The 23,798-nt window shown below is 62.0% G+C and carries 17 protein-coding genes; 11 read left to right on the top strand and 6 right to left on the bottom strand.

Translation table 11 applies throughout. The annotated features are described in order from the left end of the window. The first annotated feature begins 260 nt into the window (after positions 1 to 260). The 4 genes from GM668_RS14765 to GM668_RS14780 all read left to right on the top strand — a co-directional run bounded on the left by GM668_RS14765 (position 261) and on the right by GM668_RS14780 (position 5,972). Complete coding sequence (locus GM668_RS14765; RefSeq protein ID WP_155439724.1) at positions 261 to 3,089, top strand: xanthine dehydrogenase family protein molybdopterin-binding subunit; 2,829 nt, start codon at positions 261 to 263, stop codon at positions 3,087 to 3,089. Next, positions 3,086 to 3,637, top strand: a complete 552-nt coding sequence (locus tag GM668_RS14770) for a (2Fe-2S)-binding protein (RefSeq protein WP_155439725.1) — start codon at positions 3,086 to 3,088, stop codon at positions 3,635 to 3,637. The genes GM668_RS14765 and GM668_RS14770 overlap by 4 nt, the downstream gene beginning before the upstream one ends. Then, positions 3,634 to 4,884 carry a cytochrome c gene (locus GM668_RS14775; RefSeq protein WP_371868706.1) on the top strand — a complete coding sequence of 417 codons (1,251 nt, stop codon included), beginning with the start codon at positions 3,634 to 3,636 and terminating at the stop codon, positions 4,882 to 4,884. The genes GM668_RS14770 and GM668_RS14775 overlap by 4 nt, the downstream gene beginning before the upstream one ends. A gap of 194 nt (positions 4,885 to 5,078) precedes the next feature. Further along, positions 5,079 to 5,972, top strand: a complete 894-nt coding sequence (locus tag GM668_RS14780; protein ID WP_155439726.1) for a hypothetical protein — start codon at positions 5,079 to 5,081, stop codon at positions 5,970 to 5,972. Positions 5,973 to 5,997: 25 nt separating this feature from the next. Here GM668_RS14780 and GM668_RS14785 read toward each other — a convergent pair whose 3' ends face one another. Both GM668_RS14785 and ppc read right to left on the bottom strand, forming a co-directional pair. Continuing rightward, positions 5,998 to 7,110, bottom strand: a complete 1,113-nt coding sequence (locus GM668_RS14785) for an acyltransferase family protein (protein ID WP_170305648.1) — start codon at positions 7,108 to 7,110, stop codon at positions 5,998 to 6,000. Positions 7,111 to 7,117: 7 nt separating this feature from the next. Then, a complete protein-coding gene (gene ppc, locus GM668_RS14790; RefSeq protein WP_155439728.1) occupies positions 7,118 to 9,946 on the bottom strand; it encodes a phosphoenolpyruvate carboxylase in 2,829 nt (942 codons plus the stop codon). 147 nt (positions 9,947 to 10,093) lie between these two features. Here ppc and hemC point away from each other — a divergent pair, with 147 nt between their 5' ends. The 4 genes from hemC to GM668_RS14810 are packed head-to-tail and all read left to right on the top strand — an operon-like array spanning position 10,094 to position 14,276. After that, a complete protein-coding gene (gene hemC, locus GM668_RS14795) occupies positions 10,094 to 11,086 on the top strand; it encodes a hydroxymethylbilane synthase (protein ID WP_155439836.1) in 993 nt (330 codons plus the stop codon). Between the two features lie 20 nt (positions 11,087 to 11,106). Continuing rightward, the gene (locus GM668_RS14800) at positions 11,107 to 11,880 is read left to right on the top strand and encodes a uroporphyrinogen-III synthase (RefSeq protein ID WP_155439729.1); all 774 of its coding nucleotides are present in this window, start codon (positions 11,107 to 11,109) and stop codon (positions 11,878 to 11,880) included. After that, positions 11,877 to 13,079 (top strand): uroporphyrinogen-III C-methyltransferase, encoded by a 1,203-nt coding sequence (locus tag GM668_RS14805; protein WP_155439730.1) that lies wholly within the window; start codon positions 11,877 to 11,879, stop codon positions 13,077 to 13,079. Before GM668_RS14800 ends, GM668_RS14805 begins: the two co-directional genes overlap by 4 nt. Then, complete coding sequence (locus tag GM668_RS14810) at positions 13,080 to 14,276, top strand: heme biosynthesis protein HemY (RefSeq protein WP_155439731.1); 1,197 nt, start codon at positions 13,080 to 13,082, stop codon at positions 14,274 to 14,276. It begins immediately after the preceding gene. Positions 14,277 to 14,324: 48 nt separating this feature from the next. Here the strand turns inward: GM668_RS14810 and GM668_RS14815 are convergent, their stop codons facing one another. Further along, positions 14,325 to 16,217: a TOL_0244 family TonB-dependent receptor gene (locus GM668_RS14815; protein ID WP_170305649.1), complete on the bottom strand. Its 1,893-nt coding sequence runs from the start codon at positions 16,215 to 16,217 to the stop codon at positions 14,325 to 14,327. A 256-nt stretch (positions 16,218 to 16,473) separates the two neighbouring features. Here GM668_RS14815 and ppa point away from each other — a divergent pair, with 256 nt between their 5' ends. Next, complete coding sequence (gene ppa / locus GM668_RS14820) at positions 16,474 to 17,013, top strand: inorganic diphosphatase (protein WP_155439733.1); 540 nt, start codon at positions 16,474 to 16,476, stop codon at positions 17,011 to 17,013. Positions 17,014 to 17,089: 76 nt separating this feature from the next. On the opposite strand, the gene GM668_RS14825 is transcribed toward ppa, so the two are convergent. After that, positions 17,090 to 19,213, bottom strand: a complete 2,124-nt coding sequence (locus GM668_RS14825; RefSeq protein ID WP_155439734.1) for a C1 family peptidase — start codon at positions 19,211 to 19,213, stop codon at positions 17,090 to 17,092. Positions 19,214 to 19,323: 110 nt separating this feature from the next. After that, on the bottom strand, positions 19,324 to 20,457 hold the full coding sequence (locus tag GM668_RS14830; protein WP_229499346.1) for a GNAT family N-acetyltransferase: 1,134 nt from the start codon (positions 20,455 to 20,457) through the stop codon (positions 19,324 to 19,326). A 122-nt stretch (positions 20,458 to 20,579) separates the two neighbouring features. Between GM668_RS14830 and GM668_RS14835 the strand changes: the two genes are divergently transcribed. Together GM668_RS14835 and GM668_RS14840 are read left to right on the top strand one after the other, a co-directional pair. After that, positions 20,580 to 22,637 (top strand): NAD(+) synthase, encoded by a 2,058-nt coding sequence (locus GM668_RS14835; protein ID WP_155439736.1) that lies wholly within the window; start codon positions 20,580 to 20,582, stop codon positions 22,635 to 22,637. Between the two features lie 21 nt (positions 22,638 to 22,658). After that, positions 22,659 to 22,997 (top strand): P-II family nitrogen regulator, encoded by a 339-nt coding sequence (locus GM668_RS14840; protein WP_154382350.1) that lies wholly within the window; start codon positions 22,659 to 22,661, stop codon positions 22,995 to 22,997. A 35-nt stretch (positions 22,998 to 23,032) separates the two neighbouring features. On the opposite strand, the gene GM668_RS14845 is transcribed toward GM668_RS14840, so the two are convergent. Next, positions 23,033 to 23,662 (bottom strand): trimeric intracellular cation channel family protein, encoded by a 630-nt coding sequence (locus GM668_RS14845; RefSeq protein ID WP_155439737.1) that lies wholly within the window; start codon positions 23,660 to 23,662, stop codon positions 23,033 to 23,035. Positions 23,663 to 23,798 lie beyond the last annotated feature (136 nt).

Raw genomic sequence — 23,798 nt, forward strand, 5'->3', positions numbered from 1 at the left:
CGCCACTTTTTATTCTTTTGGCATGTAAATGTATAGCACATATCGGCACGCAAGTGACATATAGAAATACGTAGTGACCACGTAGTTGTCCCCCTGTTCATGGCGCGGCGTCAATGAGACAGTCCCGCCCGGACTTTCTTGACAGCGGTAATTGATGGGGGGACGATGCCTTGAGCCCCGCCAGTTGAGCATCCCACTAGTACATCCCGTGTAGTTGGTACCGCCTGGAAGTCCGTCTTAGAAAATGGGAGTATTGAACAATGAAGGTCGAACTTTCACGCCGTAATTTCCTGAAGGCGGGGATGGTTGCGGGTGTGGCGGTCTACGTCGCACCGCTTGGGGGCAAAGCATTTGCCGCCCTGTTTGAAGAAAAGATATTGACGCCGGTCGCCTGGGATCCCAAGAGCGCCACGGCGAAAGTGCGTATTGACGCCCTGGCCAAGGTCACGGGCGCCAAAGTATTTGCGCGCGATATCCGCGCCAAGGATATGCCGCACTGGCCGCAACAGCAGTCCCACGCCTTCATCCTGCGCGCGACGCGCACGGACCGCGCGTACGCGGGGCTGGACTTGTCGCTGCTGGGCGACGAGCTGAAACCGGACCGCATCGTCACGGCGGCCGACCTGGCGCGCGACGGCGTGGAATTCCCGGCCTTCTATGGCGCCGACATGCTGCTGCCGGAAGGTAAAGGCGCGGCCTATCTGGGCCATGCCGTGGCGATCCTGATTTACGACGATTTCGCCCGCTACCGCTTCGCCAAGGACCGGCTGCAATTCAAGGATACCGTCGTCCAATACGGGGACGCCGTGCCGGCGCTGGAACGCGACCCGTGGGGCACGTTCCGCTTCGTGCGCGTGGGCGGCGCCACGTCCGATGATGCTGACAAGTTCTCCAGCCTGCAGAATGCGCCGGTGTTCCCAAGCACGATGCGCAAGCAGCAGCCGGTGTGGCCGGACGGCGTCGAACACGGCAAGCTGGGCGAACAGGGCATGTTTTACGCGAACCAGATCAAGGCAGAACTGGACAACCCGCCGGCCGATTGGCTGGTCTTGAACCGCACGTACAACACGCAATCGATCGATACGGCCGCGATGGAGCCGGACAATGCCAACTGCTGGTACGACGCCGACAAACAGGCGCTGCACATGGTGGTGGCGTCGCAGGGTCCGCAGGAAGTCATCGAAGGCGTGCTGGAGATGTTCAAGAAGGCCACGAAATTCCCGGTCAAGCAATTGTTCGTCCACCCGTGCTACACGGTGGGCTATGGCTCCAAAGACCACTACAACTTCCCGTTCTATGGCCTGGTGACGGCGCTGTACAGCAATGGCAAGCCGGTGCGCCTGGCGAATGACCGCTACGAGCAATTCCAGACCTCCATCAAGCGCCATGCGTTCAAGATGGATTACCGCATCGGCGTGGACCGCAAGACGGGCCTGATGCAATCGTTCGCCGGCTACCTGGAAGCCAATGGCGGCGGGCGCTGCAACTTCTCGCCTTCCGTGGCGATGGTGGCGGCCACCGCGGCGCAATCGATTTACTACCTGCCGAAGAATGACTTCGCCGCCGTGGCGATAGCGTCGCGCGCCGTCGATGCCGGTTCTGCGCGTGGCTACGGCACGCTGCAGGCGATGGCGGCGACGGAAATGATGGTCGATGAATTCGCTGAACAGCTGAAGCTGGACCCGATTGAATTCCGCCTGAAGAATGCTTTACGCAGCGGCATGAAAAATACGCAGGGCGCGATCCCTGCCGGCGCCGTGCGTGTCGATGAAGTGCTGAACAAGGCCAAGGCCCATCCGCTGTGGCTGGAACGCGCGAAAAAGAAAACTGAATTTGAAGCGGCCAACCCGGGCAAGCGTTATGGCGTGGGCTTCGCATGCTGCCAGAAAGACTTCGGCACCGGCGCGGAAAGTTCGTTTGCGCGCGTCGAAATCGATGCGGAAGGCAAGATCCGCATGTGGCACAGCGGTACGGAAATCGGTACCGGCATGTCCACGTCACAGGCCGTGGCGGTGGCCAAGTGGCTGCATTACCCGGCCGGCGAAATCATCACGGCGGTAACTGACTGGAGCGATTTGCCGATTGAAACCAGCGGCAATCCTTACATCATGAGCCAGGCCGAGCAGGATAAGCTCAGCGCGAATCCGCGCTGGTCGAATGCGTATTGCTCGCCGGCGTCGGCCACCAATTCTGCGTTTTACTATACGCACACGACGCGCGAAGCGGCCCGCGTGATCTTCATGCACGGCCTGTGGCCGGCCGCGATGGCGATCTGGAGCGCCGGCTACATGGGCGGCCAGGCGGCATCGGTCACGATCCGCGTGGAAGATGCGCGCTGGGTCGATGGCAAGCTGACGGCCAATGGCCTGGAAGCGCTGCCGTATGAAACCATCGTGAAAAAAGCGCACGAACTGGGGCTGGTGACAGGCGCCATCGTGCACGCGTTCAACCGTTGGGCGTGGACGGAAGCCGATTGGGAAGTCAATGGCGCCAATACCCGTTTGCCGGTCGATGGCTTGTCGGTGCGTTATGGCGACGGCGCCTCCGCATCCAAAAAAGCGCAGGCATCGACCAAGGGCGGCTACCACGTCTTGAACCGCAAGAAAGTCTACATCCCGCCGGTGCAGCGCAACGGTGCGATGGTCACGTATTACAGCGCAGTCGGCACCCTGGTGGAACTGGCCGTGCATGAAGGCAGCGGCAAAGTCGAGCTGCTCAGCCACCACTCGATCATGGAGTGCGGCAACATGCTGTCGCCGCAGCTGGTTTCCAGCCAGCTGCAGGGCGGCCTGGCGATGGGCATCGGCCACGCCTTGCATGAATACCTCCCGTTGTACGAGGACGGTCCTGGCAATGGCACGTGGAACTTCAACCGTTACCACGTGCCGCGCGCTACCGATGTCGCGGTCTGGAAGCAGACCGCCGACATCCTGCCCGCGCTGTCGGACACCGATCCCCCGAAAGGCATTGCTGAAGTCGTGATGATTCCTGTCGTTGGCGCCATCGTCAACGGCATCGCGCACGCCATCGGCCATCGGTTCACCGATTTGCCTGTTACCCCGCAACGTATCCAGGAGGTGCTGGCATGAGCATCGTCACCAAACCCATTACCTTACATATCAACGGCAAGTCCGTCGGCCCGACCCCAGCACCGGAAGGGCTGATGATGGTGGACTTCCTGCATGAATACTGCGATTTGACCGGTTCGCGCCTGGGCTGCGGCCAGGGCGTGTGCCATGCGTGCACTGTCATTGTCGACAAGCCTGATGGCACCAGCGAAGAAGTGCGCACCTGCATCACGGGCGCCCACCACTTCGAAGGCAAGAAAATCCGCACCATTGAGGGCCACGCGCAGCGCAATGACAAGGGCGAAGTTACCGGCGTGTCGGCGATCCAGCAAAAGTTCATGGAGCACTTCAGCTTCCAGTGCGGCTATTGCACGCCGGGCTTCGTCACGGCCGCCACGGTCTTGATCGAGCGGCTGAAGAAAACCCCGGTCGCGAAAGACCAGGTGGAAAGCACCATCACGGATGCGCTGAACAAGCATATCTGCCGCTGCACGGGTTACGTGCGCTATTACGAGGCCGTCAAGGAAGTCGTGCTGACGACGCCGGGACTGGTGAAGGAGGGCAAATGATGAAGCATGCCTACCTGGCCCTGACTTCAATCGCTGCGGCCGTGCTGCTGTCCGCATGCGGCGGCAAGGGGGAGGGCGCCTCAGCTCCTGCCGCCAACAACAAGGAAATGGTCGAACGCGGCCGCTACCTGGCCAAGGCTGGCGACTGCGCGGCGTGCCACACGGCGCCGTCGGGCGCGAACTTTGCGGGCGGCGTCGAACTGGCGTCCCCCTACGGCAAGTTCTACGGCACGAATATCACGCCGGACAAGGAACACGGCATCGGCACGTGGAGCCGCGACGATTTCTACAAGGCCCTGCACGACGGCAAGTCGCCCGGCAAGCAACTGTATCCGGCCATGCCATACACGTCGTACCGTGGCTTGTCGCGCGAGGATTCCGACGCGCTGTATGCGTACTTCATGCAATTGAAGCCGGCTGCCGTGGCGAACAGGGAGCCGGACTTGAAGTTCCCGTACAACATGCGCTTTGGCATGGGGATCTGGAAAGCCCTGTTCCTCAAGGATGAATTGACCGATGCGTCGGCCGGCACGTCGGCTGAATGGAAGCGCGGCCGCTACCTGACCAATACGCTGGGCCACTGCGCGGAATGCCACACGCCGCGCGGCGCGCTGGGCCAGATGGATTTGTCGCGCACGTTGACGGGCAACCGCATGGCGCGCATCGGCGCCCCGGACATCACGCCGGCCGGGCTGGCCGCCTTTGGCTGGACGCCGGAAGACATGCAAACCTTCCTGGCCACCGGCGTGGCGCCGCAAGGCTCCGCCACCGGTGAAATGTTCGAAGTGGTGCACATGAGCACCCAGTACATGAAGCCGGAAGACTTGAAGGCGATGACCACGTACCTGTTCGGCGACAAGCCGCTGGCGCCGCAAGCGCTGAAACCCGTGGAATTGACGGGCGCGGACATCGACGCGGGCAGGCGCACGTATCTCGCTGTGTGTGCGGGCTGCCACGGCCTGGACGGCGGCGGCAAGCCGCACGTGGCCGTCGCCATGAAGGGCAACTCGTCCGTGCGCAATCCCGACCCGCATAACCTGATTGCTGCAACGCTGGACGGCATCAAAGCCCAGCATTTCGGTGAAAAGGAATCGATGCAGGAAATGCCCGGCTTCGCGGGCCAGCTCACCGACAAGGAAGTGACGGACCTGGTCAACTTCCTGCGCGGCGGCTGGGGTGGCATTGCCGCCAAAGTCACCGAGCCGCAAGTGAAGGCGATCCGCGCAGAGGGCGGCGCGCACCACTGACGGCGGATAACACGCAGCATCACAGCCGGCCGCGGCTGTCCTTTCTCTGGCCGCCTTGGCCGGACGTATTGGGCAGTTGCGGCCTTTTTACGCCTGCACGACTCTATTCATTGCAATTCCCGCGCGTTCGCGTATTATTCGCACGGAAAAGTTATTTAAAAATAAATTTTTTGCGTTGAAAAATGAAGAGTCCTATGAAATTGCGCAAGGCCATCTGCGTGGCGGCCATACTGGCCTTATGCGGCTGCGGCAAGCAGCGCCAGGTTGCTGCCGTGCCTGACGCCGCGGCTAGTGCGCCAGCCGCCTCTGACAGCGAGCAGCACCGGCCAGACCTCTCCAAATATGCAGAGTTAATGCAGGCAGTATTTGGAAAAGATTATCGCCGCGACAGCGGATCGGCTGAAGTGGACTTGCCAGACCCTGAAGAGCGCAACCAGACCAGTAAATTTCTGCTGACGCCCGTTGCCATGCAGGTGCTAGCCGATGGCACGTCGGTATTGGTATTGAATGGCGAAGCGCTGGACGACAATGGCACGACAATGAGTGCGCATGGCACGCCGGGCCTGCTCAGCGTGTATTTGCTGCGCAAGGAAGCGGGCCAATGGAAAGTATGGCGCCGCCATGAAAATATTGATGGCCTCGGTTCCAACGGCAGCATCGGCAGCGTCAAATGGACCATGCTGGCAGACGGGAAGCCGGGGTTGGCCATTGAACATGGCGGTACCTGGCAGGGGCATACGATCACACTGTTGTCGCTGTATGACGTGACGGCCGAGAACGTGAGCGATCTGGTGGGCGCGATCAAGATCCACTCGGACAATACTGGCTGGTGCGGCCCGGCTACCGAGAAATGCTGGGAAGTGAGCGGCCATTGGCAATTCGTGCGCAGTAATACGGGGGCGGCCTACGATGATTTGCGCGTGGACTTCACTGGCCAGGAGAAAATTGCGCTGGCTGCGGTAACGGACACGGAAACGGACGTGGAACCTGCCCGCAAGACTGTCCCGATAACGGGCAGCGCCCGTTACGTGTTCAAGGATGGCGGCTATCAACTGGCCAATGGCGAAAATATCGTGCCGGACGTTTGAGCCGCACGGCAAGCTGCGCCAGCTGTCAGCGCATCCAATTCTGGCCATCGCGCGAGCCTGCGTCACCGATGCGCCCCGTCAGCCGCGCGATGCGGCCGGCGGCGGCATCGCCCAAGGCGCCGAACGTGCGGGTGAACAAGTGTTGCCAGAACCGCGCATAGCGCCGCTCGACACCATAATGGATGGCAGCGGCCAGCAACAGCATGGCGATCGACGTCACGATGAGCGCCATCGTGCGGTTGCTTTCCGTGCCGATGCGGGTCAGCACCACGTAGCCGATGTGTGCGTGGACCAGGTATAACGGATAAGTCAGGCCGCCCGCCAGCCTGGAGCCCGGCAAGCGCAGCGCGGCGGCGCGCGGCGTCATCAGCAGCGCAAAAAACACGACCTGGCACGTGATAATGGCGCCTGCTACGCCTTTGTCCAGCGGGACGCCTTTGTCCAGCAAGAAGCGGTCGCAATAGGCAAACAGGGCGCCGTAGCAAACGTACAGCGTCAGCGCCAGGCACGCCACCATCCACCATGCTTTTTTACGCAGCAGCATGGCAAAGAAGGCGCCGGCGACAAACCACGCGTAATAACTGTCGCCATACGGCAGCGACTGGCCGCCGACCAGATACGTGAACGCGAGGAATAGCGACCATAGGCCAAACAGCAGCGGCAGGCGCGCTTCCAGCCCCAGCGCCAGTGCGCCGAACACGAGCAGATAAAAATGCCATTCGTACGACAGGGTCCAGTACACGCCATCGACGGGAGGCTGCCCCAGTTCCGAATAAAACATCGTCGTATTGACGAGGTATTGCTTGAACGTGATGGCGATCGGCGCGTGGCCGGACAGCCACGCCACCAGCGCCGTGCAAGTCAGCGCCACCCAAAAGGCCGGATAGAGGCGGGCCGCGCGCGAGGCCAGGAAACTGCCGGCGGACTTGCCGCAGGCCGACTGGAAGATGACAAAGCCGCTGATCAAAAAGAAAAACTGCACGCCCAGGAAGCCATATTTGGCCCATGCCACCTCGGCGGGAACGGGGCTGATCGAAGTGACCAGCCCTTTACTGACGCCGAAAAACAAATAGTGATAGGCCAGCACACCGAGTGCCGCGGCCAGGCGTCCGTAGTCGAGCAGTTCCAGTCGTTTCATACCGGGATTATCCGGTATTACGCAACCCCGCCGCAACGCCATTAATGGACAAATGGATGCCCCGGTGCACGCGCGCATCGACCTTCCCGGGTTCATGCGCCACGGAGCGGTGGCGTTTGATCAATTCCACCTGCAAGTGGTTCAGCGGGTCCAGGTAGGCAAAGCGGTTCTGGATCGAACGCGCCAGCAGCGGATTGCCGGCCAGGCGGTCCGTATTGCCGGTGATCGCTTGCAGGCACGCCAGCGTATCCGCATGTTCCTGCGTGATGCGCTTGAAGATGCGGGTGCGCAGTTCTTCATCCGGCACCAGCTGTGCATAGCGGGACGCGATGGCGAGGTCGGTCTTGGCCAGCACCATGTCCATATTCGACAGCAGGGTGGCGAAGAATGGCCAGTGCTGGTACATGTCGCGCAATTGCGCCAGGCGTTCGTTGCTGTCGCTGCCGACATCACGTACCCAGCCGCCGATGGCGCTGCCGAAACCATACCAGCCCGGCAACAGCAGGCGGCACTGGCCCCACGAAAAGCCCCAGGGAATCGCGCGCAAATCTTCAATGCGGCGCGTGGCCTTGCGCGATGCCGGACGCGAACCCAGGTTCAATTCCGCGATTTCCGCAATCGGCGTGGCGGCAAAGAAGTAATCCGTGAAGCCCGGGGTTTCATACACCAGGTCGCGGTAAGCGCGGTAAGCGCGGTCCGAGATATCCGCCATCACGGCTTCAAAGCCGGCCAATTGCGCCATCTGCGCCGCATCGGACGGCGGCGGCAGCAGGCTTGCTTCCAGCGTGGCCGCCACCAGCAATTCCAGGTTGCGCCGTCCGATTTCCGCATTGGAGAATTTCGATGCAATGATTTCGCCCTGTTCCGTCAAACGGATCTGGCCATTGACGGTACCTTTGGGCTGCGCCAGGATCGCTTCGTACGACGGGCCGCCGCCACGGCCGACCGTGCCGCCGCGGCCATGGAACAGGCGCAGTTTCACGCCAGCCTGGGCAAACACTTCGACCAGCCGCACTTCCGCCTTGTACAGTTCCCAGTTCGACGTGAGGAAACCGCCATCCTTGTTGGAGTCTGAATAGCCCAGCATGACTTCCTGCTCTTCGCCTTGCTGGCGGATCAACTGGCGCACCATTGGAATGGCCATCATGCTTTCCATGATGCCGGCGGCGCGCTGCAAGTCCGGGATGGTTTCAAACAGCGGGATCACCATCAAATCCAGGTGCGCGGCGCCGTCGCGGGTGCGGCGCAGCAAGCCGCTTTCCTGCTGCAGCACCAGCACTTCCAGCAAGTCCGATACGGTCTCCGTGTGCGAAATGATGTAGTTGCGGATGGCGCGCGCGCCGTAGCGCTGGCGGATATCGCGCGCGGCGCCCAGGACAGCCAGTTCCGACACCGTCTGTTCCGAGTAATCAATGTACGGCGAATACAGCAGCCGCGGCTGCGCCAGTTCGGCCAGCAACAGTTTGACTTTCCCGTCTTCGTCCATGGCTGCGTAGTCCGCCACGACACCGGCGCGCGAGAACAGTTCGGCCAGCACTTTTTCGTGGATATCGGACGACTGGCGCATGTCCAGCGACGCCAGGTGGAAGCCAAAGATATCGGCCGCGCGCTTCAGCGTGGCCAGGCGTGGTTTGACCATGACGCCCGCATGGTTGGCATTGAGCGAATCAATCAGCACTTGCAAGTCCGCGGAAAATTCCGCCGGGCCGGCATACGGTTCCGCGTGGCCTACTTCCTTGCGCAAGATATTCGATGCGCCCAGTGCGCGGGCGGAACTGGCCAGCCGTGCATAAATACCGATCAGTGCGCGGCGGTATGGTTCGTCGGCGCGGTGGTCGGTCTGGTCGGGCGACGCGTCGGCCAGCGCTTGAAGCGCCGGCGTGCATTTCACCATCAGCGTGGAAATTGACAGTTCCGCGCCCAGGGTATGGCATTCGTCCAGATAAAAGTCGAGGATGGTGGCGGCTTGCCGTTCCAGCGCGTGGCGCATGGTGCCGGCGTTGACGTTTGGATTGCCGTCGCGGTCGCCGCCGATCCAGCTGCCCATCTGCATGTAGGGCGCGTTGATCGGGGCAGGCGTACCTTCGTGGCCGTATTGCAGCGCGATGTCCATCTCGATGTCGTCATACATGGCCGGCAATTCACGCAAGAACGTGATGCGGTAGTACGACAGCGCATTTTCAATTTCATCGGCCACGGTCAGCTTCGTATAGCGCAGCATGCGGGTTTGCCACAGGGTGGCCACTTTGGCGCGCAGCAGGTGCAGGTTGGCCGCGCGTTCTTTCGGCGTCAGCGGCAAGTCGCGCTCGGCCAGCAGGCGGGCGATTTCATGTTCCGCGTCGAGGATGGATTTGCGCTGGACTTCCGTCGGGTGCGCCGTCAGCACCGGCGAAATCAACGCATTCTTGAAGAAGCCGGCCACCGCCGATTCCTGCACCCCTGCGTTCTGCAGCTTGCACAAGGCGAACGACACGGAACCCTGCTGCGGCTTTGAGCCTGCCAGCAAGTGCGCACGGCGGCGGCGGATGTGGTGTTGGTCTTCCGCGATATTGGCCAGGTGCGAGAAATACGAAAACGCGCGCACCACGGAAATCGTCTGGTCGCGCGTGAGGATCTTCAGCATGCCGTCCAGCTCTTTGGCGGCGCCCGCATCGGCTTCGCGGCGGAAGCGCACGGCGGTCTGGCGGATCGTCTCGACCACCGAAAACACTTCTTCCCCTTCCTGTTCGCGCAGCACGTCGCCCAGCAGGCGCCCCAGCAGGCGGATATCTTCTTTCAACGGGGCGTCTTTATCCACGCCCGCCGTTTCACTGATTGCATTCTCTGGTGTGACCATAAATATATAAGCCGCAAAGTATGTTGGATAACGTGGGAAGCTGGATAAGCTCCGGTTCTGTTATGGATGGCGCATGCTAAAATTTGTGGTCTCAGGCACGTCTTTAACTACGCTACCGCGAAAGATCCGGTTTTGAATACTTCCGAAATGGCTGCACAGGTCCCATCCAAACTCATCATCGCTTCGCGCGAAAGCCGCCTTGCCATGTGGCAGGCTGAGCATGTACGCGACCGCTTATCTGAATTATATCCGCAGTGTGATATTCAAATCCTCGGTATGACTACGCGGGGTGACCAGATTCTGGACCGTGCTTTGTCGAAAGTCGGCGGCAAGGGGCTGTTTGTCAAGGAACTGGAAGTGGCCATGGAAGAAGGCCGCGCCGACCTGGCCGTGCATTCGCTGAAAGATGTGCCGATGGAATTGCCGCAAGGCTTTGCGCTGGCTGCCGTGCTGGAACGCGAAGATCCGCGCGATGCGTTCGTGTCGAATGATTACGCGTCGCTGGATGACTTGCCGGCCGGCGCCGTGGTTGGCACCAGCAGCCTGCGCCGCCAGTCGCTGATTGCCGCCCGTTATCCGCACCTGGTCATCAAGCCGCTGCGCGGCAACCTCGATACGCGATTGGGCAAGCTGGACCGCGGCGATTACGCGGCGATTATCCTGGCTGCTGCCGGCCTGAAACGGTTGGGCTTGCCGCAACGCATCCGTTCACTGCTGGAACCGGAAGCCAGCCTGCCCGCTGCCGGGCAGGGCGCGATGGCCATTGAAATTGCCCAGCGCAAGGATGGCCTGGACTTGATGGCGATCCTCGCGCCGCTGAACCACGTGCCGACCGCACAAGCCGTGGCGGCCGAGCGCAAAGTGTCGAAAGTGTTTGGCGGCAGCTGCCAGGTGCCGCTGGCGGCCTTTGCCACCGTCGATGGCGCGGCCATGCACTTGCGCGCCATGGTGGCGACACCCGATGGCAAGCGCATGGCCAGCGCGGAAGTGCGCGGCCCGGCTGCTTCGGCCGAAGAACTGGGCGTGCAAGTATCGGAATTGCTGCGCCAGCAAGATGCGGTCGATATCCTGTCCGTTTGCCTGGCCGAAGCGGCTGCGGCGGACCATGCGCCGAACCAGGCGCCCGCGCCCCGCACTTGATACGGGACACTGCATTCCGGATGCCCGGCCCCGTCATTATTACCCGTCCGCAGGCGCAGGCGCTGCCGCTGGCTGAGCGCATTGCAGCGCTTGGTTTGCCGGTGGAAGTGCTGCCGCTGCTGGAAATTGCCCCGCTGCCCGATCCCGCGCCGCTGCAATCCGTGCTGGCGCGGCTGGCGGATTTCGACCTGGTGGCCTTTGTGTCGCCCAATGCCATCGACGCGGCCTTTGCCCACCTTTCCACGTGGCCAGCTGGCGTGGCCATTGCCGTGGTGGGCGAGGGCAGCAAGCTGGCGCTGGCTGCCCATGGCGTGACTGATGCGGCCGTGCGCATCCATATGCCGGCCTGCAGCGACCCCAGCGACACTGAACATTTATTGGCCGCCATGGACATGCAGGCGCTGAACGGCGCCCGCGTCCTGATCATCCGGGGTGAAAGCGGCCGCGAACTGATGGGCGACGCGTTCCGTGCGGCCGACGCCCACGTCACCGTCATTGCCGCCTACCGCCGCCACGTGCCGCCGCTGACGCCCGCGCTGGCGCAGCGCCTGCAGGCATTGCTGGCCGGCTCCGCCACGTGGGTCATCACCAGTTCCGAAGCGCTGCGCGGGCTGGTGGGGCTGGTGCGGCAATTGCCCGGCGCCGATGCGCTCGTTGCAAAATTGCAACATCAAGAATTGATCATCCCCCATGCCAGGATTGCTGAAACAGCAACGTCCCTGGGGTTTCACTCTATAACGCAGACAGCTTCAGGCGACGAACGCCTGCTCGCCGCGTTACAATCACGCCCATGAACGATTTGCCTACTATTCCTGACTCCACGCCGGAGTCCGCTCAATCTGCGGCGAAGCCGGCTGCCGGCGCGGAAAACGCCGCGCCGGCAGCTGCTGCTTCGGTGACGCCGCCGCCTGCCACGCCGCCATCCTCGCCTGTTAAAAACGAGATGCAGCGCCCACTGGCGATTGCCGTGATTGCACTGGGCGTCTTGCTGGCCGCGCAAACGTGGTCGTCGCACACCCAGGTGCGCAAGCTGCGCGAAGAAATGGCGCGCCGCCTGCAGCAGGGCGACACCGTCAATGCCGACACGGGCAAGGTGGTGCACGCGGTGCAGGAAAATACCAAGGAATTGCAAATCAAGGTCGGTATGCTGGAAAACAAGCAGACCGAAGCCCAAAGCCAGCAACTGGCGCTGGAACAGCTGTACCAGGATTTGTCGAAGAACCGCGACGAATGGGCGCTGGCGGAAATTGAGCAAGTGCTGTCGACGGCCAGCCAGCAATTGCAATTAGCCGGCAACGTGCCGGGCGCGCTGATCGCGCTGCAAAATGCGGACCGCAGCCTGTCCCGCTCGGACAAGCCGCAATTCATCACGATCCGCCGCGCGATCGCGAAAGACACGGAAAAGCTCAAGGCGCTGCCGAGTGTCGATACGGTTGGCCTGGCCGTGCGTCTCGATAACGTCATGGCGCAAGTGGATACGCTGCCGATGCTGGCCGATGAAAAGCCGACCTTGCCCGCGCAGCCGGACAAGAAAGCCAAGGCGTCCGTGAAACCAGCCGTGAAGAATGCCAAGGGCGCCAAGGATGCGCCGCCGGCCGAACAGGGTTCGCCATGGCTGACGCAAATGCGCGACGTGTGGGATGAGTGGAGCACGGACATGTGGACCGACGTGCGCCAGCTGATCCGCGTGCGCAGCGTGGAAACGCCGGACGCCCTGATGCTGTCGCCAACCCAGGCGTACTTCTTGCGCGAAAACCTGAAATTGCGCTTGCTGAATGCCCGCATGGCGCTGTTGTCGCGCAATGAGGCGGCTTTCCGCAGCGACTTGATCGCGGCGCAGGAAGCGCTGGCGCGCTATTTCGACACCCGCGCGAAAGCCACGCAATCCGTGCAGGCGCTGCTGCGCCAGGTCCAGAACAGCAACCTGGCCATTGAAATGCCGACGCTGGCCGACAGCCTGAACGCCGTCCGCAATTACAAGGCGAAACCGTAAATGCGCTTATTCCTCTGGTTACTCGCTCTGATGGCAGGGGCCATCGGCATCGCCGTGACGGCCCGTTTCAACCCGGGCAACGTGGTGCTGTTTTACCCGCCATACCGCATCGACTTGTCGCTGAACTTGTTCCTGCTGTTGCTGGCGGCGCTGTTCGCCTTCCTGTATCTGGTCATTGGCGCCTTCCGCAGCACCATGCAAATGCCGGAGCGCGTGGCCGCTTACCGCCAGCGCAAACGCGAGCGCGATGGCAACAAGGGCTTGCGCGATGCGTTGAAGGCATTGTTCGAAGGCCGTTTCGGCCATGCTGAAAAGGCTGCGCTGCGCGCTTCGGAATTGCCGGAAAACGCCGGCGTGGCTGCGCTGATCGGCGCCCGCGCCGCGCACCGCATGCGCCAGAACCAGCGCCGCGACAATTGGCTGGCCACGATTTCGGCCGACACCAGCATGAAGACGGCGCGCCTGATGACGATGACGGAATTGCTGGTCGACGACCACCAGCCGGAAGCGGCGCTGGAAGCCGTGCGTGAATTGAATGCTTCGGGCACCCGCCACATCCACGCGCTGCAATGGTCGCTGAAAGCGCAGCAGCAGGCGAAGAACTGGCCGGAAGTGCTGCGCCTCGTGAAGTCGCTGGACAAGCACAAGGCGCTGCACCCGGCGCTGTCGGCCCGCTTGCGCGAACTGGCGTACCAGGATTTGCTGTCTGATACCTCGCACGACGCGGAATCGCTGATGCGCGTGTGGTCGACGATTCCTTCCAATGACCGCACCAAGGCGTTTGTCGCATGCCGCGCGGCCAGCGCCATGAATGAGCGGGGCTTGCATGACGAGGCCCGCGTGGTGGCCGAAGAAGCGCTGGCGTCGAACTGGGACGAGCGTGTGATCCAGGCATACCGCGATGCGGCGGCGCCGGCCGGTTCGCAAGCGCTGCTGACGCAAATCGAGCATTGCGAAAAGTGGATGCAGGAACGTCCGACCGATGCGGAACTGGCGCTGACCTTGGGTTCGCTGTGCCTGAAGCAGAAATTGTGGGGCAAGGCGCAGCGCTATCTGGAACAGGCGCTGTCCGATGCGTCTGAACCGCGCATGGTGCGCGAGTCGCATTTGAAACTGGCCCAGCTGCATGAAGCGCTGCAGCAGCCGGAAGAGGCGGCGAACCACTACCGCCAGTGCGCACTGGCGACGCTGCTGTAATGCATGGCGGGTTTTTTGCATGCGCCGCGTTGACGCAAGCAGGCGGATTCAGAACTTTACGCTGAGAACGGCGTCGATAACCCTGCCTAGCATGACTGTATTTCCGGGTGGCGTGGCCAGGCCGCCAAATTCCCGGTGCCTGCGGTCGAACAGGTTGCGCGCCGCCACCGTCACATCCACATTGTGCGCAGGCCGCCAGCTCCACTGCACATCCGCTACCGCATAAGACGGCACCGGCGTTGCCGTCAACGGGTTCGTCGATACCGCGCCAGGCAGCCGGCCCACTTCACGCAGCGTCAATTGCACATCATGCTGTTCCGAGCCATGCCAGCGTGCGCTGACCCGTAACTGGTGAACGGGATCGCGGCCTTGCAATTGCTGCCGCCGCAAGCCGCCCCTGAATTCTTCATGCAGCAGCAGCACACCCGCTTCCAGCGTCCAGTCCGGCGCCGGCATCCACATGGCTTGCGCTTCGATCCCCTGCGTAAAGCCATGGACCTGGTTGCCAACGACAAAGGCGGCGCCTTGCTGGTCGATGCTGCGCAAGTGCTGGTATTGCGTGTGGAACCCAACCAGCGACCATGACAGGGAAGGGCCGCGTTTGATGCGCCAGCCTGTTTCCACCGTGTTGGCGACTTCGGCGCGGAACCCGGCGCCCCCCTTCAACACATAGGGCGGCTTGGATGGGAAATATAAATCCACATCGAAGCGCGACGGCGCGCGCACGTTGCGCGCCACGGTTGCCCACCACAGTGCGCTGTCGTGGGGCGACCATGCCAGTTTCACGCTGGGCAGCCACTCAAGGCCGCTGTAGTTATTGCTTTCGGCGCGCAGCCCTCCCGTGACACGCCAGCCGTCGCGCCAGCGCCACTCATGCTGGGCAAACAGATTGGCCCAATACAGTTCGCGGTGCGCGGGTATAAACGCAAACATGCCGTTCAAGCCCACGTGGTCCGTCGCGTAGCGGTAGCCGCCGCCAACGATGGTTTCGTGGTCCGGCTTATGCGGCAGCCGGTATTGGACGTCGAGGTCATAGATGTTCATTCGCTCGACCAGGATGCCGGGCATGTCGCGCTGCGTGTGGTCGGCATACGCTTGCACGCGCAAGTTGGCGCCTTCCGCCATGTCGCGCTCCCACAGCGCCATCACATTGCCGCCGGACAGGCGGGCGCGTGACTGTGTGGTCTGCTCGCCGGAACTGCGGTAATAGTCGCCCTGCACGTTGTAGTGGTCATCGCCCTGGCGCCAGTTGGCGCGGAAGCCAACTTGGCCGTGGCCCCATTCGTCGGGGTTGTCGGCGCCGCTGGCGCGCTGTGTGCGTTTGCCGCTGTCGGCCTTGCCATAGACAGCGTAGGCGGCGCTGCCATCGGCGCCAAGGCGGCCGCCGTGCCGCCAGGCGGCGCTGTAGCCGCTTTGGCCGGCGGTGACCTGTGCCAGGTCGCCACCCAGCGCGTCGGCTTTTTTCATGATGACGTTGATGACGCCATTGACGGCATTGGTGCCCCATGCAACGCCGGCCGGGCCGCTGATGACTTCAATACGGTCGACATCGGCCAGCAGCACATCTTGCGCATCCCAGAATACGCCGGAATACAGTGGCGTATAGACCGTGCGGCCATCGATCATGACCAGCAGCTTGTTGGATGTGATGTCGTTATGGCCCCGTGCCGAGATGGCGTACTGGAACGACGTGGTTTGCGCCACTTGCAGGTTGGGCGCCAGCCGCAGCGCTTCCGGCAGCGTACGCACGCCGGAGCGGCGCAGCATGTCGTTGGTGATGATGTAGACGGAGGCGGCCGTATCGGCCAGCCGCTCTTCCTTGCGCGAGGCGGATGTGATGCGGAATTCGCTGAGTTCTTCCAGCGATAAATCCGCGAAACTATTGGATTGCAACTCTTGGGCGCAGGCCGGGGCGAGCGCCGCCGCGCAGATTAAAGTCATGACGCGGCGGCATCGTGAAGCGGATTGCACTGCATATGTCATCAGCATCCCCCGGCAGGCTCACAGCGCGGCGCCCAGATGCAAGGGCGGCAATATAGCCATCTTAGCATGTGTAATTCGCGCCGGTGGACGGGGGGCGCGACGGTGTTGCTCATTGGCACAGTGCACTGGCGGGCGTGCGGCGGCGACAGGCGTGTTGCAGTTCGCTATAATGTCGCGGTTAGACTTTTCATACGCAATCCCACCAAGGAAAAACATGAGCCTGAATAAAGTACCGGCTGGTAAAGACTTGCCGAACGATTTCAACGTCATTATCGAAATCCCGATGAATGCCGACCCGATCAAGTACGAAGTGGACAAGGAATCGGGCGCAATCTTCGTTGACCGTTTCATGGGCACCGCGATGCACTACCCATGCAACTACGGTTACATTCCAAACACGCTGTCCGACGACGGCGACCCGGTTGACGTGCTGGTTATCACCCCGTTCCCGCTGATCCCAGGCGTGGTGGTGCGTTGCCGCGCGATCGGCGTGCTGAAAATGACGGACGAATCCGGCGAAGACGCGAAAGTGCTGGCCGTTCCAGTGGACAAAGTGCTGCCGATCTACAAGCACTGGCAAAAGCCGGAAGACCTGCAAGACTTGCGCCTGCAGCAAATCCAGCACTTCTTCGAGCACTACAAAGACCTGGAGCCAGGCAAGTGGGTCAAAGTGCAAGGCTGGTTCGGCCCGGAAGAAGCCAAACAGGAAATCCTGAGCGGCGTGGCCAACTACAACAAGCAAGAGCAGAAGTAATTTCTGCGGCCGCCCCCAAAAAAACGCACTTCGGTGCGTTTTTTTATTTGGGCAGCGCATGCCTTTCCCGTTCTTTTCAAAAAGCCGACAAATCCACCTGCGGCTGCGGCAGCCGGTCCGCGCCCAGGATGCGCAGCAGCGTGGCGCTGACGATGGCGGCGCAATTATCAAAGGCGCCGTGCGTGGACTTGACGGATCGGCCGCCCGCCATGCTGCTGGTCCTCACGTCCGGCTCTTTCAAGATATGCAGGCGGCACGCGGCAGGCAAGCCATCGCCGCCGGTAATGCCCTGCGGGATGGCCGGCGTATCTTGCCAAAAGAATTTTTGCCACGCCCGCACGTCGCGCACTGTTTGCTGATGCCAGAATTCCCCGTTGGCGCGGCTGCCGTCATAGACGCTGGCCAGGCCCAGGACCGGCGTCTTGTGCAAGTCTTCCAGCGAGCGGCTGACCAGGTACAGCAGCGATTTGCGGTAGGGGCCGACTGAATCGTCGAGTTCCAGCGGATCGGACAGCGTGTGGATATCGAACGCCGCGCGCGGCAGCACGCCGTGGTCGATGGCTTTGACGTAGTGTTCCAGCGCGAAGGACACCGTGCAGGCCGGCGCATACAAGGTGCAGCTGGCGGCGGACTGTTTATGTTTGCCGGTCCGGAATGCCGACAGCAGGCGGCCTGCAATCAGCGCGCCGGCCGAATGGCCCACCAGGTGGATCGGCACGTCGCTGCCAAGCTGCGTGCGCAGGGCTGCCAGCTTGTCAGCCAGTACCGTGATGCCGGTCCCCAGGCCGTCGGCGCTGGCCTGCACATTCTGTTTCATCTCGCTCCACATGCTGCGCACCAGCACTTCGCGCGCCAGCACTTCAATGCCGCGGTCGCGCGCATCGTCAAACCAGTCGCCCAATCCCCGCACGCGCTGGGTGCCGAACAATTCCCGCGCTTTGTCGGCAATCATGTCGTTGATGACGTCGAGCCAGCCGCTTTTCCACGTAACGAAGATGGGATAGACGCCATTGTCGAGGAACCACGGCGCCATGGCCTGGATACGGGCGATCGATGACGCTTCGCTGCCCAAGCCGCCATGGAAATACAGCATGACCTTGCGCGCATGCGCAGGCTGTTGCTGCAGCCAGGCGGCGGGCCGTTCGACCACCACGACATCGGCATTGCGGTCGGCGCTGGGCAAGTGCGGCATGCGGTTCAACAGCACGCCGTTGTTGCCGGTGACCAGCGTGTGCTGGTACGCGTCTTCCCTGGTAAAGGCGGCGCGCGGGCTTTGCAGGGCGGCCGTGGCCACCACACCCATTGGGCGCGCCTGGTTGGGCGGGCACGCCTGCGGCCCCACGTGCACGGTCGATGCGCTGCCTTGCGCCAGCGGCACGCCCAGCCCGACCACCCACGCATCGGTGCCATTGGCGATCCAGTCCTGGTACGTCAGCACGGCAAAGCCGCCAGCGCCCCAGCTTTTGCCCCACGAATTTTGCACGATGAAGCCATAGTCGTTATAGCCAACCAGCGCGAACGCGTGGCCGCCGATGATATCCGGCTGTTCCGGGTTGTAGGCAATGCGCGGCAGCTGGGCGTGGCTGTCGGGCGGCGCGGCGTTGCGCGGGATGGTGGTCCAGCCGCCATGGACTTTGGCGGACACGTAAATTGCGCCGCTCAGGCAGATGGCGGACTGCATATCGACCACGGACTGCTTTTCAATGCGGTAGTACACGCCCAGCGGGCGCTGGACCGCATCCCTGGCCCAGTCCTCGCTGTCCGGCCCGAGGGACTTGTCACGCCACAGCATTTCCGCGCACACGCCATGCTTTTGCCAGCCTTTCAGCGCGCCCCGGCAGCTGGAACCCTCGTAATTTTCATCCGGCCACTCATCGTAATAGCGCGCCAGCGTGTACAGCATGCGCGGGCTGACGCGGTCTTGCTTGCGCATCGCCATGCCGGACTGGCGCCACAGCAGGTAATTGACGGCTGCCGCCAGCCCGAAGCCGGTGCACGCGCCATCCTGGCCCTGGTCCAGGATCAGGCCCGCTTCCGTATAGGCGGGCAAGTGGTCATGCAGCTGCGTGTCGGTGGGTATGCGGGGCGGCAAGTTGCCCATCGGTGCGCGGTAGGGCAAGTCGCGCAAGTCGATGCGGTCGGGGCGGGCATCCAGGGCAATCAGTTTGCCGCCCTGCAGAGCGGCGGTGGTGGCGGGCATGGTGCAGTCTCCTTATGGTCGAGCCTGACCAAGGGTCGCCCGCCGCCATGGGGTTGTCTATTAGTTATTATTGATGAAAATAGCTCATCAGGTCGGAAACGCTAATGATGTCATTTGAACGGGTTGCGTTCATTCAACTCATCGATATAGTTGGCAATTCCCGCACCTTCCCGCTCCAGGAAGCGTTCCACCGCATCGGCAAATGACGGGTGCGCCAGCCAGTGCGCCGACCACGTCTGCTGCGGCAAAAAGCCGCGCGCCATTTTATGCTCGCCCTGCGCGCCGCCTTCAAACGTCTTGATGCCTTGCTCGATGCAAAATTCCAGCGGCTGGTAATATGCCGCCTCGAAGTGCAGGCATGGCACGTGTTCGACGGCGCCCCAGTAGCGCCCATACAGCGTGTCTTTCGTATGCAGCACCAGCGATGATGCAATCGGGCGGCCACCACGTTCGGCAATGGTCAGCATGATGTTGTCCGGCATGGCCGCGCCGATATCGCGGAAGAACGCCAGGTTCAGGTAAGGCGACGACCGGTGTTCCGCATACGTGGTTTCATAGCAGCGGTGGAAGAAGCGCCAGTCGGCATCCGTGATGTCAAAGCCCCGCACGCGGCGCAGCGTGACGCCGGCTTCCCGCACCTTGCGCCGTTCAGCGCGGATATTCTTGCGCTTCTTGTGCTCCAGCGTGGCCGTGAAATCGTCGAACGTGTGGTAGCCCTGGTTAATCCAGTGGAATTGCACGCCGCTGCGCAGCATGAAGCCAGCCTCTTTCAGCAACAGCGCCTGCGGCTGCGCCGGGTACAGCACGTGGGTGGACGACATGCGCGACGCCTGCTGCTGTTCCAGCAAAAAGGCAACCAGCGCAGCCCGTGCTTCGTCATCGCGCGCCAGCAGGCGGCTGCCCGTCACAGGGGTAAAGGGGATTGCGGACAACAGTTTCGGGTAATACTCGATGCCGTTGCGGTGGTAAGCCTCGGCCCACGCCCAGTCAAACACGTATTCGCCATACGAATGGGATTTCGCGTACAGCGGCATGGCGGCGGCCAGCACGCTGCCATCCCACAGCGCCAGGTATTGCGGCTGCCAGCCGGTTTCCGCACAGGCGCTGCCTGACGCGTGCAGCGCATGCAGGAACGCGTACGACAGGAAGGGATTGGCTTCTCCCTGCGCGGCCAGCAGCGCGGACCAGGCAGCTTCGCCGGCTTCAGTGAGGGAGGACAGGATGGCAGGGCGGTAAGTGGTCATGAGGGCCATTCTAGCAACTTTGCCCGGTAATTAAGGCCGAATGCTAAAATCGCCTTTCTGATATGAGGATGCCCGGCCTGAAGGCCCTGCACCCTTGTCGCCTAACTGCCGAGCGTTTCCCCATGCCACATTCTTTCTTCAACCTGTATTCCCACGATTTCGCCCGCGTTGCGGTCGCCGTGCCGCGCTGCCGCGTTGCCGATCCGGCCCACAACGCGCAGGAAACCATCAAGCTGGCCCGTGAAGCGGCCGCGCAGGGCGCGGCACTGGTCGCCTTTACTGAACTGGGCTTGTCGGCTTATACGTGCGATGACTTGTTCCACCAGCGCGCGTTGCTCGATGGCTGCCTGGCAGGTTTGAATGACGTGCTGGAAGCGTCGAAATCCATAGCCTCCGTGCTGGTGGTGGGGGCGCCGCTGCGGGTCGACCATCAATTGTTCAATTGCGCCGTCGTGCTGTCGGGCGGCCGCATCCACGGCGTGGTGCCGAAAACGTATTTGCCGAACTATGGCGAATTCTATGAGGCGCGCCAATTTTCGGCGGCCGATGAAGCGCTGTCGGCGGAAATTACCTTGCTGGGCCAGAAAGTGCCGTTTGGCGCCGAACAGCTGTTTGAAGTGGAGAATTTCCCGCTGCTGAAATTCCACGTCGAGATTTGCGAAGACGTGTGGGTGCCGATTCCTCCGTCATCGTTTGCCGCGCTGGCCGGCGCCACGGTCTTGGTGAACTTGTCGGCGTCCAACGTGGTGATCGGCAAAGCCGACTACCGCCACCAGCTGGTGGGCCAGCAATCGGCGCGCTGCCTGTCCGCTTACCTGTATTCGTCGGCAGGCCGCGGCGAATCCACGACGGACCTGGCGTGGGATGGCCAGGCGCTGATTTATGAAAATGGCGAATTGCTGCGCGAAGCGGAACGTTTCCAGGATGAGTCGCACGTGATATACGGCGACGTGGACCTGGAACGCCTGTCGCGCGAACGCATGCGCCAGACCACGTTTGGCCAGTCGATGCGCCGCCACAGCGCAGAATTGTCGAAGTTCCGCACGGCCCGCTTTGCGCTGGATTTGCCGCGCCATCAAGTGCTGCCGCTGGCGCGCAACGTGGCCCGCTTCCCGTACGTGCCATCGAATACGGCCTTGCGCGACAAGCGCTGCAACGAAGTCTATAACATCCAGGTGCAGGCGCTGGTGCAGCGTTTGTCGTCGTCCGGCATCCGGAAAGTCGTCATCGGCGTGTCCGGCGGCCTCGATTCCACGCACGCGCTGCTGGTGTGCGCGAAAGCCATGGACCGCCTGGACTTGCCGCGCTCGAACATCATTGCCATTACCATGCCAGGCTTTGCCACCAGCACCCGCACGCTGGAACAGGCGCGTGCACTGATGGCCTTTGTCGGCTGCACGGCCCAGGAAATCGATATCCGTCCGAGCTGCATCCAGATGATGAAAGATATCGGCCATCCGTACGCCGAGGGCGCCGAACAGTACGACATCACGTTTGAAAACGTGCAGGCGGGCGAGCGCACCAACCACCTGTTCCGCATCGCCAACCATACGGGCGGCATCGTCATCGGCACGGGCGACTTGTCCGAGCTGGCGCTGGGCTGGTGCACGTATGGCGTGGGCGACCACATGTCGCATTACAACGTCAACGCCAGCGTGCCGAAGACCCTGATTTCCCACCTGGTGCGCTGGGTGGCGGAAAGCAGGCAGTTTGGCGACGTGGATTCCGCCGTGCTGCTGGCTGTCGTGAATACGGAAATCAGCCCGGAACTGGTGCCGGGCAAATCCGGTGACGGCGCGCCCGCGCAAATAACGGAAAGTGTCATCGGCCCATACGAACTACAGGACTTCAACTTATACTACACGCTGCGTTTCGGCTTCGCGCCGTCAAAAGTGGCGTTCCTGGCCCATGCCGCGTGGAGCGACCGCAATACCGGTTACTGGCCGAATGACGCGCACGTGGTGCGCAACCAGTATGCGATGAAGGATATCAAGGCCAACCTCGCCATCTTCCTGCGCCGCTTCTTCCTGACCAGCCAGTTCAAGCGCACGTGTGTGCCGAATGGGCCGAAGGTGGGATCGGGCGGTTCGCTGTCGCCGCGCGGCGACTGGCGCGCCCCGAGCGATTCGGAAGCGGTGGTGTGGATGAATGATTTAAAGAACGTGCCGGAAGACGTTTGAACACACTTTAAGGAGAATGTTATGAAACAAATTACCGCAGTCATCAAGCCATTCAAGCTGGACGAAGTGCGCGAAGCGCTGGCTGAAGTCAACGTGACCGGCCTGACCGTGACGGAAGTAAAAGGCTTTGGCCGCCAAAAGGGCCACACGGAACTGTACCGCGGCGCGGAATACGTGGTGGACTTCCTGCCGAAAGTGCGCGTGGAAGTGGTGGTTGACGACAGCGTGGCCGAGCAAGTGGTTGACGCCATCATCAAGGCTGCCCGCACCGGCAAGATCGGCGACGGCAAGATTTTCGTGCAAAACGTTGAGCAAGTGATCCGTATCCGTACCGGCGAAACGGGCCCGGACGCGGTTTAACGGCTGCCTGGCGCCGCAGCGGTGCGGCGCCGGTTTTACCTGGGGTGCGCCAGCTTGAGGTCGAACTTCCAGCTGACCAGGCGCATCAGTGTAATCAGCGCGGCGCTGGCCCACAGCGAAAAATCTTCCGACGCGCCCGCGTACTGCAAGCCGATATAGACCCAGCAGCCAAAGAATGCGCAAATCGCATACGGCTTGCCATCGCGGAAGACCATCGGCACTTCATTGCACACGATATCGCGCAGCACGCCGCCAAAGATGCCGGTAATGACGCCCATCATCACGGCAATAAACAGCGGCATGCCCACCGCCTGCGCCTGCGCCACGCTGGCCACGGCAAACAGGCCGAGGCCCACGGCATCGGCCACGACGATCAGGCGTTCCGACACGATATGGCGGATTTGCTTGAAAAACGGCGCCGCCAGCAGCGCCACCACGAACAGCAGGATCGTGTATTCCTGATGCTGGACCCAGAACAGGGGGCGCTTGTCGAGCAGGATGTCGCGCATGGTGCCGCCGCCAAATGCCGTGATAAACGCCACGATGATGACGCCCACGATATCCATGCGCTTGCGGCGCGCTTCCACGAACCCGGAAAATGCGCCGACCAGTATTGCCCCGATTTCAATGATGGTGACCAGATTGACGTGGGGGACGATCTTCATGTGTGGATGGCTATATGCAAGGTTGTATAGACTGACAGGTTAACATGCGCGGGCGCTGTCCGGTAGGGTTGGGGAGCTGGTTTGCCCCCAATTGACAATATCGGAATAGTTCATCACCATGTGATTTTGATAATTT

The sequence above is a fragment of the Pseudoduganella ginsengisoli genome (assembly GCF_009720865.1).
GTDB classification, from domain to species: Bacteria; Pseudomonadota; Gammaproteobacteria; order Burkholderiales; family Burkholderiaceae_D; genus Rugamonas; species Rugamonas ginsengisoli.